At 72.1% G+C, this 11484-nt stretch carries 10 protein-coding genes; 6 read left to right on the forward strand and 4 right to left on the reverse strand.

Translation table 11 applies throughout. The features are described from left to right. Window positions 1-9: 9 nt before the first annotated feature. The 4 genes from AMK18_RS14785 (at window position 10) to AMK18_RS14800 (ending at window position 5101) form a co-directional block, all read left to right on the forward strand. Window positions 10-2205: an OmpL47-type beta-barrel domain-containing protein gene (locus tag AMK18_RS14785; RefSeq protein ID WP_073863115.1), complete on the forward strand. Its 2196-nt coding sequence runs from the start codon at window positions 10-12 to the stop codon at window positions 2203-2205. A gap of 147 nt (window positions 2206-2352) precedes the next feature. Next, on the forward strand, window positions 2353-3927 hold the full coding sequence (locus AMK18_RS14790) for a bifunctional NAD(P)/FAD-dependent oxidoreductase/class I SAM-dependent methyltransferase (protein WP_073863116.1): 1575 nt from the start codon (window positions 2353-2355) through the stop codon (window positions 3925-3927). Between the two features lie 82 nt (window positions 3928-4009). Next, window positions 4010-4552, forward strand: a complete 543-nt coding sequence (locus AMK18_RS14795; protein ID WP_073863117.1) for a DinB family protein — start codon at window positions 4010-4012, stop codon at window positions 4550-4552. Window positions 4553-4582: 30 nt separating this feature from the next. Beyond that, window positions 4583-5101: a proline dehydrogenase gene (locus AMK18_RS14800; RefSeq protein WP_073863118.1), complete on the forward strand. Its 519-nt coding sequence runs from the start codon at window positions 4583-4585 to the stop codon at window positions 5099-5101. Window positions 5102-5106: 5 nt separating this feature from the next. On the opposite strand, the gene AMK18_RS14805 is transcribed toward AMK18_RS14800, so the two are convergent. After that, window positions 5107-5727, reverse strand: coding sequence for a YceI family protein (locus AMK18_RS14805; protein ID WP_018102460.1), 621 nt, complete (start codon window positions 5725-5727; stop codon window positions 5107-5109). A gap of 225 nt (window positions 5728-5952) precedes the next feature. Between AMK18_RS14805 and AMK18_RS14810 the strand changes: the two genes are divergently transcribed. Both AMK18_RS14810 and AMK18_RS14815 read left to right on the forward strand, forming a co-directional pair. Then, window positions 5953-6492, forward strand: coding sequence for a hypothetical protein (locus AMK18_RS14810; RefSeq protein ID WP_018102459.1), 540 nt, complete (start codon window positions 5953-5955; stop codon window positions 6490-6492). Window positions 6493-6568: 76 nt separating this feature from the next. Then, window positions 6569-7636, forward strand: coding sequence for a DUF4185 domain-containing protein (locus AMK18_RS14815; protein ID WP_073863119.1), 1068 nt, complete (start codon window positions 6569-6571; stop codon window positions 7634-7636). Between the two features lie 54 nt (window positions 7637-7690). Here the strand turns inward: AMK18_RS14815 and AMK18_RS14820 are convergent, their stop codons facing one another. Genes AMK18_RS14820 through AMK18_RS14830 form a run of 3 tightly spaced genes read right to left on the reverse strand, consistent with a single transcriptional unit; the run spans window position 7691 to window position 11209 of the window. Next, on the reverse strand, window positions 7691-8446 hold the full coding sequence (locus AMK18_RS14820; protein ID WP_073863120.1) for a copper homeostasis protein CutC: 756 nt from the start codon (window positions 8444-8446) through the stop codon (window positions 7691-7693). Continuing rightward, a complete protein-coding gene (locus tag AMK18_RS14825) occupies window positions 8443-9966 on the reverse strand; it encodes a M81 family metallopeptidase (RefSeq protein ID WP_073863121.1) in 1524 nt (507 codons plus the stop codon). The genes AMK18_RS14820 and AMK18_RS14825 overlap by 4 nt, the downstream gene beginning before the upstream one ends. Before the next feature lie 22 nt (window positions 9967-9988). Further along, window positions 9989-11209 (reverse strand): ROK family transcriptional regulator, encoded by a 1221-nt coding sequence (locus tag AMK18_RS14830; protein WP_198956998.1) that lies wholly within the window; start codon window positions 11207-11209, stop codon window positions 9989-9991. Window positions 11210-11484: the final 275 nt, after the last annotated feature.

The following is an 11484-nucleotide window of genomic DNA, read 5'->3' on the forward strand; positions in this document are numbered from 1 at the left end:
AAACGAAGAGTGTGGGCCGCCCTGCTGGCGGGTCTGCTGCTGGTACTCGGACTGCAGACGAGCACGTCGGCGGCCGGGACACATGAGGACCGGACCTCACAGGCCGCCGCCGCACAGGTGCTCACCTGGACGGCCGGCGACGACATCACCAAGTACGTCAGCTTCCCGGAGACGGCGGTCGCCGGGGCTGCGACGATCGTCTTCGAGAACAGCGCGGCCACCGGCAACACCACCGGCATGCCGCACACGCTGACCTTCAGCACCAGCGACCCGGAGTACAACACCGACGTCCAGCTGAACATCCTGGCCAACCCCGGGGACGACCAGGGCGGCAAGCACACCGCCGAGGTCACCCTCTCGCCCGGCCGCTACTTCTACCACTGCACCATCCCGGGCCACAGCTCCATGACGGGCGTGCTGACGGTGACCGAGGGCGGCGGCGGTGACGACACCACCGCGCCGGAGACCTCGGCGAAGGTGACCGGCACCCAGAACGCCGAGGGCCAGTACGTCGGTGCGGCGACCGTCGCGGTCACCGCCACCGACGAGGGCTCCGGCGTGGACCGGATCGAGTACGCGGTGGGCGCCGACGGCGCCTGGCAGCCGTACACCGCGCCGGTCGTGGTGGACCAGGTCGGCGAGCAGACCGTGCGCTACCGGGCGTTCGACAAGGCGGGCAACGCCGCCGCCGAGAAGAGCGAGACCTTCACGGTGGCCGCCCCGCCGACCGACGACACGACCGCGCCGGAGACCTCGGCGACGGTCAGCGGCGAGAAGGACGCGAACGGCGATTACATCGACATGGCGACGGTGACCGTCACCGCCTCCGACACCGGTTCCGGCGTCAACACCATCGAGTACGCCGTCGGTTCGGACGGTGCCTGGCAGCCGTACACCGGGCCGGTGATGGTGCACCAGGTCGGCGAACAGACCGTGCGCTACCGGGCCACCGACAAGGCGGGCAACGCGGCCGCCGAGAAGAACGTGCGGTTCACCGTCGTGGCCGCCCCGCCGCAGGACACCACGCCGCCGGTGACCGGCGCCACCGTCACGGGCACGAAGAACTCCGCCGGGGCCTACGTCGGCCGCGCGGAGGTCGGCGTCAGCGCCACCGACGAGGGCGGTTCCGGCGTGGCCGGGACGGAGTACTCCCTGGACGCGGGGCCGTACCTGGCCTACACCGCGCCCGTGGTGGTCGACCGGGCCGGGCGGCACACCGTCGCCTACCGCGCGACGGACAAGGCGGGCAACACCTCGGAGCCGCTGAGCGTCAGCTTCTCGGTGGTGTCCGGCGGCGGGGTGCCGGCGCCGGGCTGCCCGGAGTACGACGAGCGGCTCACCGTGATCGTCGGCACGGTCGACACGGGCGTGCCGAACCGGGTGACCAACAACCGGTGCCGGATCAACGAGTTGATCGAGGACGAGAAGGAGTGGACGTCCCAGGCGCTCTTCATCAAGCACGTGGGCGAGGTCACGGCCGCGCTGAAGGCCGAGGGCGTCGTCGACCAGCGCGAGGTGAAGGCGATCAAGCAGGCGGCCCGCGCGTCCGGCATCGGCACCCCGGGTCAGACGGACGGCTACCGCACGATCCTCGGCGAGGACCCGGCCACCTTCGCCAAGTGGGAGCAGGTGGGCGGCGGTTCGTTCACGCGCAACGAGGACGGCTCGATCACCAGCGGGACCACCAAGGACGGGCTGGGCATGCTCTGGTTCCCGGAGCGCACCTACGGGGACTTCTCGCTCAAGCTCCAGTGGCGGGACGACGCCCCGGGCACGGCCAATGCCAACGGCGGCATCTTCGTGCGCTTCCCGCAGATCCACGACCACCCCGAGGAGCCGCGCCCGGAGTGGGCGGCGATCAAGTACGGGCACGAGATCCAGGCGTTCGACAGCCCGAGCGGCGACATGTACAAGTCGGGGTCGGTCTACGGCTTCGACCGGGTGGGCCTCGCCGGCGCCCAGGTGACCGAGAAGGGCACCTGGAACGACTACGAGATCCGGGTGGTGGACCAGCACTTCTCGGTCTTCCGCAACGGCGTCCTGATCAACGAGTTCGACAACACCGGCGGTCAGGACTTCTACCCGGCGCGCGGGGACGACCCCGGCACCGACGGGCGGCGCTGGGCGGCCGGCTACATCGGGCTGCAGGTGCACAGCACGTCGGACGTCATCTCCTACCGGGACGTCCGGGTCAAGGATCTGTAGGGCCACAGCAAGGGGCTCCGAGCCGGGTCAGGACTGCTTCCTGGCCCGGCTCGGCTGCGCGGCCTCGGCATTTTTTGCCGCACCGGCAAGGATGTTTGCTGTACGGGCGGACTGTGCGCACCATCTCCGTACATGGAGGAGGTTCGCATGAGCGACAACACGCAGGCGTACGACGTAGTGGTGATCGGTGGCGGGGCCGCCGGGCTGAGCGGGGCGTTGGCCCTGGGGCGGGCGCGGCGGTCCGTGCTGGTGATCGACGCGGGGGACCCGCGCAACGCGCCCGCGTCGCACATCCACAACTACCTGGGGCGCGAGGGCACCCCGCCCGGCGAGCTGCTGGCCATCGGGCGGGACGAGGTCGCCGGGTACGGGGTCGAGGTCGTGACCGGCGAGGTCACCGTGGTCGAGCGGCTGCCGGAGGACTCCGGGTTCCGGGTCGTACGCGGCGACGGCGCGACCGTCACGGCGCGGCGGCTGCTGGTCACGACCGGGCTGACCGACGAGCTCCCGCCGATCCCGGGCCTGGCCGAGCGGTGGGGCCACGAGGTGCTGCACTGCCCGTACTGCCACGGCTGGGAGGTGCGGGACGCGGCGATCGGCGTCATCGCCACCAGCCCCATGGCCGTGCACCAGGCGCTGCTGTGGCGGCAGTGGAGCGAGGACGTCACGCTCTTCCTGCACGACGGGCCCGAGCCCTCCGACGAGGAGTACGAGCAGCTCGCCGCGCGCGGCATCGCGGTCGTGGACGGCGAGGTGGCAGGGCTGGAGGTGACCGGCGACCGGCTGACCGGCGTCCGCCTCGCGGGCGGCCGGGTGGTCGAGCGGGCGGCCGTGGTCGTCCAGACGAGGCTCACGGCGCGGTCCGGCGTACTGGAGAGCCTGGGGCTGCGCCCCGTACCGCTGGAGATGGGCGGGCAGGTGATCGGTTCGTACATCGAGGCGGACCCGGCGGGCGCGACGGAGGCGGCCAACGTGTGGGTGGCCGGGAACGTGACCGGTCTCCTGGACCAGGTCATCGGCGCGGCGGCCGCCGGGCTCAAGGCGGGCGCGGCCATCAACGGGGACCTGGTCATGGAGGACACCCGGCGCGCCGTGCGGGCCCGCAACGCGCCCTCCGACGCGGAGATGTGGGACGACCGCTACCGCGAGAGCCACCGCATCTGGAGCGGCAAGCCCAACACCGTGCTCGTCCGCGAGGTCGAGGACCTGGCGCCGGGCCGGGCGCTGGACCTGGGCTGCGGGGAGGGCGCGGACGCGGTCTGGCTGGCGGGCCGGGGTTGGCAGGTCACCGCGACGGACATCTCGCGCGTGGCGCTCGGCCGGGCCGCCGAGCACGCGGCGGAGGCCGGGGTCGCCGACCGGGTGGACTGGCAGTTCCACGACCTGGGCGCCACCTTCCCCGAAGGGGCGTACGACCTGGTCTCGGCGCAGTTCCTGCACTCCATGGGCGACCTGCCCCGGGAACGCATCCTGCACCGTGCGGCCCGCGCGGTCGCCCCGGGCGGGGTGCTGCTGATCGTCGGGCACGCGGGCTTCCCGGCCTGGGACGACCGGCACGCCGACATGAAGCTGCCGACGCCCGACGAGGTGCTGGCCCAGCTGGAACTGCCCGAGGGGGAGTGGGAGGTGCTGCTCAGCGAGGAGCACGAGCGCGTCCAGAACGACCCGGACGGCAACCCCACCACCCGTACGGACAACGCCCTGAAGGTCAGGCGGCGTTGACCGCGCGTACAGGACCGGATCTGACCTAATGCGCTCGTACTGTCGGTTCTGACGGCGGAACGGAACGACGGAAGGCAGAACCATGAACGCCAGCGGGACGGCCATCGCGAACACCGGCTCGGACGAGCGGGCGGACCTCCTGGAAGCGCTGGGCAAGCAGCGGCACTTCCTGCGATTCACCACCCGCGACCTGACCGACGAGCAGGCCGGGCAGCGGACCACGAAGAGCGAGTTGTGTCTCGGCGGCCTGATCAAGCACGTGACCTCGGTCGAGCGGGGCTGGGCCGGGTTCATCGTGGAGGGCGCCGCCGCGATGCCGGACTTCAACAAGATGACCGAGGCTGACTTCGCCCAGCGGGCCGACGAGTTCAGGATGCTGCCGGGCGAGACGCTGGCGGGTGTCCTCGACGCCTACGAGAAGGTGGCGGCGGCGACCGACGAACTGGTCGCCTCGCTGCCGGACCTGGGCGCCGCGCACGCGCTGCCGAAGGCCCCCTGGTTCGACGGGGACGCGAAGTGGTCGGCCCGCAGGACGCTGATGCACATCATCGCGGAGACCGCGCAGCACGCGGGCCACGCGGACATCATCCGGGAATCCCTGGACGGCTCGAAGTCCATGGGCTGAGGTGGCCCGCGCGGCGGCACAATGGCGCGCATGGATGCCGAAGTCGCCGCGCTGATAGGGGCCGCCGTCGGCTCGCTCACCACTCTGGGGGCGGCCTTCGTCACCGGGCGGACGGCGGCCCGCTCCCAGTACGACCAGTGGCGCAGACAGCACCGCAGGGACGCGTATGTGGCGTACCTCGGGGCCCTGCACGACCGGGACATCGCCCTGGACGCCGTCTTCGAGGCGCTGCGGCCGGAGCGGCCGGACCTGGTGGCGGTGGACGAGCGGGTGGCGGTGTTCGTCGGCCTGGCCCGCGAGGTGCACCGGGCCGCCGAGGTCGTCCTCGTGGAGGGGCCGGACGCCATGGTGGCGGCGGTCGGCGGGGTGGGCCGGGCGTCCGGCGAGCGCGCCGAGCTCATGCGGCGGATGGTCGCGGACGCCCGCGCCGGGGACACCACGCACAAGGCCGCGCACACCGCGCTGGCCGCCCGGCGCGACGAGGCCCTCCACCGGACGGTGAAGGGCCTTCGTGCTGCCGCCGCGCGCGTGCTGGACGCGCCGCGCTGAGGGGATTACGCCTGCGGGGCGGCCTTGATCGCGGAGATGTCGAAGTTCAGCTTCACCTTGTCGCTGACCATGACGCCACCGGTCTCCAGTGCCGCGTTCCAGGTCAGGCCCCAGTCGGAGCGCAGGATCTCGGCGCCGCCCTCGAAGCCGACGCGCTCGTTGCCGTAGACGTCCTTCGCGGAGCCGTTGAACTCCAGGTCGATGGCGAGCGGGCGGGTGACGTCCTTGATGGTCAGGTCGCCGGTGACGCGGTACTTGTCGCCGCCCAGCTGCTCGGCGGAGGTCGAGCGGAACGTCATCAGGGGGAACTTCTCGGCGTCGAAGAAGTCGCCGCTCACCAGGTGGCCGTCGCGGTCCTTGATGCCGGTGTCCACGCTGGCGATCTTCACGTCGATCGAGGCCGTGGAGTTGGCCGGGTCGCTGCCGTCGAGCTTCAGGGAACCCTCGTGCTCGGCGAAGGAGCCGCGTACGTTGGTGACCATGGCGTGACGCACGGTGAAGCCGATGCTGCTGTGCGCCGGGTCGATCGCGTAGTCGCCCGTGAGAGCCGCCAGGGCGGGGTCGACGTCGGCCGTGGTCGTGGCGGTGGCAGCGGCGTTGTCGGACTTGCGGTTGAACAGAGCCATGGCTCCTCCTCAAAGACCTGGCCGAGTGGGCTCGACCTGTTGTTTAACCTTCAACGACTTCGACTGTAGACCCATCTTGTTCAAAGTTCAACATCTACGACGGGGGTCGTCGCGGCGTCCGCGATCTGTTCACGCGGCCGTTACGTGAGGCCCCCTGGCGACGCGCGTAGAACTGCGGCACCATCGCTCCTGCCCCTTTGTCATGCACAGGAGGAGAGTCCCCCCATGGTCTTCCACGCGCCTCAGGTCTCCCGGATGACGCTGCGCCCCGTCCTGACCGCCCTCGCCCTGGTGCTCGGCGTCCTCTTCGCGCCCGGCTTCGGCCTGGTGAGCGGCACGACCGACGCGTACGCCGTCACCAAGCTCACCCACAGCCAGGCGACCTCCCGCTTCAGCTCGTCCGGCGTCACCTGGTCGTCCTCCGGCGGCTGTTCCAACCGGAACGTCTCCACCTGCACCTCGTTCGACCAGCTCAACCTGCCGACCGCCCAGGGCGCCCAGACCCTGAAGAGCGCCACCGGCTGCGCCCTGAACATCACCGGCGGCACGGAGACCGGGCACGCCAGCGGCACGTACTCGCACTGGAACGGCTACAAGCTCGACTTCGGCAAGACCACCTGTCTCACCAACTACATCAAGAGCGCGTTCACTTACATCGGCCTGCGCGGTGACGGCGCCCCCCAGTACAAGTCCGGCTCCGGCAACGTCTACGCCGACGAGGGCAACCACTGGGACGTGACCTACTACAACTGCGGCGGCTGCTGACCCGGCCTCCTCGCGCGGGTGCTCCGCCCGTCCGGGCGGGGCGCCCGCGTTCCCCGTACCCCCCACAGGAGTCGCCATGAACGCACTGAATCCGAGCCGCCGCGCCCTGCTGCGCACCGGCGCCGGGGCCGCCCTCGCCGCCGCCGGACTCGCGGCCGGCGCCCCCGCCGCGAACGCCGCCTCCCTCGTCACCGGCGGCAAGGTCCGCAACCTCACCGGCCCGGCGGAGACCGGCCGCTTCGCCGCGCCCTGGACCGACCTGGGCATCCCGGCCCGCTGCCCCGACGGCTCGATGCTCCTCGTCTGCGGGGACACCTTCGACGGCGGCGGGGTCGGCGGACCCGACTGGCGCGCCCCGGTCGGCCTCCGGGTCTCGAACCCCTCGCTCGGCTCCCTCGTCATCGACGGGAGCGTCGGTGGGGCCCATGCCAACGGGCTCGTCCCCGAGGGCCACGCGGGCGGCACCACGGCCATCCCGTCCGACGTGTTCACCGTCGGCTCCACGATGTACATGCACCTGATGCGCGGGGTCATCTACCGCACCCACCACTCGGACTTCTGGCGCTCCGACGACAACGGCAACACCTGGCAGTACCTCTGCCAGTGGCCGGGCGACCAGTACGGCGGCCAGTTCCAGCAGAAGACGTACGCGGTCGCCGACGACGGGTACTGCTACGTCCTGTCCACCGCCTTCAACCGGGACATCACCTCGGGGCTGCTGCTCCACCGCGTACGGCAGGACGCCCTCGGCAACCCCGCCGCCTACCAGCCCTGGGGTTACGCGGGCGGGGCCTGGGCCTGGGGGAACGCGCCGACCACCATCACCGCGGCCCGCCGCTGGGGCGAGATCTGCTTCCGGGCCATGGGCGGCAAGTACGCCCTCACCTGGCTCAACATGGCCCCGCTCGACATCAGGGCGCAGGTCTTCGCGCTGCCCACGTCGAACCTGTTCGCCACCCCGGAGCAGACCGTGATCGTGCCGACCGTCCCCGGCCTGGAGGTGGGCAACGCGGTCGCCAGCCCGTACGGCGGCTTCATCGTCCCCGGCTCGACGTTCGCGGACTTCCACCTCGCCGTCAGCCAGTGGTTCGACAACCAGAACTACCGGGTCATGCAGTACCGCATCAACGGACTCGCGGCCTGAACGCGTGAAGGCGCCCCACCCGGAAGGGCGGGGCGCCTTCACGCGCCGGACAGGTCAGACCGCCGCGTCCAGAGCCCGGCGGGCCCCGGCGACGACCTCGGGATCGGTGACGAAGTGGGTGTCCTGTGCGGCGGACGTGCCGCCCGCACCCATCGGAACCCAGGTGCCGCCGGGCCGGCGCGGCGCGCGGGCCTTCGCGGAGAGGTGGACGGAGGCGACACCGGCCGCGGCCAGCGCCGGGATGTCGGCGAGGCGTACACCGCCACCGGCCATCACCTCCACCCCCGGGGCGGCGGCGACCATCGCGGCGATCGCATGCAGCCCCTCGGCCGCGGCGGGCGCGCCGCCCGAAGTGAGGACCCGGGTCAGGCCGAGGGAGGGCAGCAGCGCGGCGGTGGCCACCGGGTCCGCGGACTGGTCGACGGCCCGGTGCAGGGTCACCTCCACCGGGCGGCCCGAGGCGCGGGCCGCGTCGGCGAGCCGGGCGACCGCTTCGGTGTCCAGGGCGCCGTCGGCGGTGAGCGCGCCGATGACCACCCCGGAGGCGCCGGAAGCGATGACCGACCGGACCTCGGCGGCCATGAGGGTGACCTCCTCCGCGTCGTGGACGAAGTCGCCGGGCCGGCACCGCACCAGCACCTGCACCGGCAGCCCCTCCGCGGCGACCGCCTCGACCAGAGCGGCCGACGGGGTCAGACCGCCCAGCTCCAGCGCGGTGCACAGCTCGACCCGGTCGGCGCCGTTCTCGCGGGCGGCGCGGGCACCGGCCGGTGAGGTGACGGCGATCTCCAGGGCGGGCCGGGGGCTCATTCGTCGTCCCCGGTCAGCGGCTGGTCGGAGGCGGGGATGATGCGGGCCGACAGGTCCGGGTCAGCCATCTCGCGGTCGAAGGGGAACATCGGGCGGCGGATGCGGTGGTGGCCCAGGCGCACCAGGTCCTGGTCCACGCCGCCCGGGGTGAGCGCCATCTTCCAGCCCACGGACATGTCGAAGAGCTCGGGCTCCAGGTAGCCGATCTTCACGATCACGATGTCGGCGCCGCGCGGGTCGAGGCCGAGGTCGGTGAAGTCGTGCTCGTGGTGGTACGGCTTGCGCAGCTCCGTGAGGATCGCGTACACGCTGCCCACCCGGATGACGACCTCGGTCCGCGCGTCGCGGTCGCCGTGCCGGACCGAGTGCACCGTGCCGGTGAGGGTGACCGGGCCCGCGTGCCGGTCGTCCACCTCGGCCCCCGCGGTGACGGTGACCGTGGCCCCGACCCCGGCGGCGGCGGCCTTCGCGACGGCGGCCGGTCCCGGCACCGAGGCGTAGATGACGGTCGGGCCGTCGTCCTCCTGGAACTCCGGACGGGCCAGGAGCCGGGTCAGCCCCCAGGTCATGTCACCGGAGCCGCCCGCGGTCGGGTTGTCCCCGGTGTCGCTGATGAAGTACGGGCGCTGGTCGGAGCCGAGCGCCTCGTCCAGGATTCCGTCGAAGGTGCCGGTCGGGGCCACGAACGCGAAGTCGTCGCGGGCCTTCCAGAAGCCCTGGGCCAGCCGCTCGGCCCCGGCCGCCACGGCCTCCCGGTCGGTGCCGGTGACCACCACGGCGGCACGGTTGCGGGGCTCGTCGGCCCAGGCGTAGCCGACCCAGATCGCCGCGTCGGTCACGCCGTCCACGGCCTCGACGTCGGCCACCGCGGCGTACACGCTCTTCGCCGGCTCGATCCGGGTGGAGGTCTGCTCACCGGCCAGCAGCACCGGGACCGGCACCCACGCCTTGACCGGGCGGGGCGCGCCCGAGGTCAGCAGCCCGACCAGATTGCGGGCGGCCCGCTCCTTGGTCTCCATGTGGTCCTCGTGGGGGGCCAGCCGGTAACAGGTGATCAGGTCGCTGCCGTGGACGAGTTCACGGGAGACGTTGCCGTGCAGGTCCATCGAGGTGGAGACGATCACGTCGGGGCCGACGGTGGCGCGGATGCGGTCCAGCAGGACGGCCTCCGCGTCGTCGACGCCCTCGACGGTCATCGCGCCGTGGATGTCGTACCAGAGGCCGTCCGGGCGGGGCAGCGCGGCGAGCCGTTCGATCAGCTCGTCGGTCAGCTCCTGCCAGGCGTCGGCGGTGACGGTGCCGCCCGGCAGCGACTTGCCGACCAGGGCGCCGTGCCAGTCGGCCGCCTCGCGCAGCTCCTCGCCGGGGGCCAGGAAGGGGTAGCGGTCCAGCACTTCGGCGCCGCGCGACGGGTGGAAGGCGGCGGCCCGGGTCCGGGCGGGGGAGAAGGTGGAGGACTCGATGCCGAGCCCGGCGATGGCGATGACCGGGCGGGGTGCGGCGGTGCGGGATTGCGACATGGCTCCTCGTAGGGGTCGGGCGTCAGGGGTGGCGGGGGGCGAGTGCGCCGATCCGGTCGGTTCCGCCCACCTCGTGCAGGGCGTGGGCCAGGGCGCGCTGGAGGGCGAACTGTCCGGCGCCGACCAGTCCGGCGTCGGCGCCGAGCCTGGTCCGCTCGATGGTGAGGTGTTCGGTGACGAGCGGATGGCAGCTCTCGTAGAGCCGGCTGCGTACAGCGGCGACGAACTGCTCCAGGGTGGAGAGGATGCCGCCCAGGTAGACGGCGTCCGGGTTGAAGAAGTTGACGTTGGCGGCGAGCACCTGGCCCAGGTAGTCGCCGGCCCTGCGGACCGTGCGGGTGGCCAGTGGATCGCCGTCCAGGGCGAGACGGGCGACGTCCTCGGTGCTGTTCACATCGGCGCCGCGCTCGCGCAGGATGCGGACCAGCGCGGCGCCGGAGGCCACGGTCTCCAGGCAGCCGGTGTTGCCGCAGGAGCAGGGGATGCCGGCACCGGCGTCGATCCGGATGTGGGTGATGTCCCCGGCGGCGCCCTGCGCACCCCGGTACAGGCGCCCCTCGACGATCACGCCCGCGCCGATCGCGGAACCGATCTTCACCATGATCGTCTGGGCGCTGCCGTCGGGCCGGACGGTGTGCTCGCCGACCGCCATGCAGTTGGCGTCGTTGTCCACGGCCGCCGGGACGCCGAAGCGCTCCTGGAGCCATGCGGCGACCGGGAAGCGGTTCCAGCCCGGCATCCGCGAGGGCCGGACGACCGCGCCCGCCTCGGTGTCGACCGGTCCGGGCAGCGAGAGCCCGACCCCGCGCAGGCGGCCGGTTTCGCGCCGGGCGGCCAGGGCCTCCAGGGCCTCGGCCAGCCGGGGCAGGGCCGCCTCCGGTCCGTCGGCGATCAGGAAGGGGACCGTCGAGACGTCGGTCAGGCCGCCGCCCGGCAGGACCACACCGATCCTGGCGTGCCGGCCCCCGAGGTCGGCGGCAACGGCGAAATCGTCACGGCTGCCGACCCGGAGCGCCTTGCGGGGGCGTCCGCCCGTGGAGGACTGGGTGCCCTCCTCGGCCACCAGACCGCGATCCACCAGGTGCCCCACGGCGAGGGAGATGGTGGAGGCGGCGGCCCCCAGACGCTCGGCGAGTTCGGCGCGCGACGTTGCCTGGCCCGAAGCGATGAGTTCCAGAACACGCACGGCGAGGGACGGGGTCCCTTTGGTGGCCTTGCGGTCCCACGCACTTATTCCAGTCATGTACAAAGTTACTTCCGCAACGGGGTATGTGGCGCAGACGATACGCCCGCACTTCGCACTGGGGAACAGTGAGATGTAGGAAGTAGGTCACCCGCAATAGCCCTTATATCCCCTCAATCCACCCCAAGAGGTCGGGGTATATCGGGCGGGGCGACTTTTGTCGAATGTGCAGTAACTTACTTGTTACTAATTCTTGTTTGTTTCTTCGGCGACTGCGGCGTTAGCTGTCGTGAACGCAGCGCCGACCTCCCCCGAGCGGCTGCGGGCCCTATCAA

Origin of the sequence: Streptomyces sp. CB01249 (assembly GCF_001905735.1) — a bacterium.
Taxonomy (GTDB): domain Bacteria; phylum Actinomycetota; class Actinomycetes; order Streptomycetales; family Streptomycetaceae; genus Streptomyces.

Coding starts and splice junctions, on each gene's coding strand:
- AMK18_RS14790 (WP_073863116.1), top strand. CDS start 2,353: ATGAGCGACAACACGCAGGCGTACGACGTAGTGGTGATCGGTGGCGGG.
- AMK18_RS14795 (WP_073863117.1), top strand. CDS start 4,010: ATGAACGCCAGCGGGACGGCCATCGCGAACACCGGCTCGGACGAGCGG.
- AMK18_RS14800 (WP_073863118.1), top strand. CDS start 4,583: ATGGATGCCGAAGTCGCCGCGCTGATAGGGGCCGCCGTCGGCTCGCTC.
- AMK18_RS14805 (WP_018102460.1), bottom strand. CDS start 5,727: ATGGCTCTGTTCAACCGCAAGTCCGACAACGCCGCTGCCACCGCCACG.
- AMK18_RS14810 (WP_018102459.1), top strand. CDS start 5,953: ATGGTCTTCCACGCGCCTCAGGTCTCCCGGATGACGCTGCGCCCCGTC.
- AMK18_RS14815 (WP_073863119.1), top strand. CDS start 6,569: ATGAACGCACTGAATCCGAGCCGCCGCGCCCTGCTGCGCACCGGCGCC.
- AMK18_RS14820 (WP_073863120.1), bottom strand. CDS start 8,446: ATGAGCCCCCGGCCCGCCCTGGAGATCGCCGTCACCTCACCGGCCGGT.
- AMK18_RS14825 (WP_073863121.1), bottom strand. CDS start 9,966: ATGTCGCAATCCCGCACCGCCGCACCCCGCCCGGTCATCGCCATCGCC.
- AMK18_RS14830 (WP_198956998.1), bottom strand. CDS start 11,209: ATGACTGGAATAAGTGCGTGGGACCGCAAGGCCACCAAAGGGACCCCG.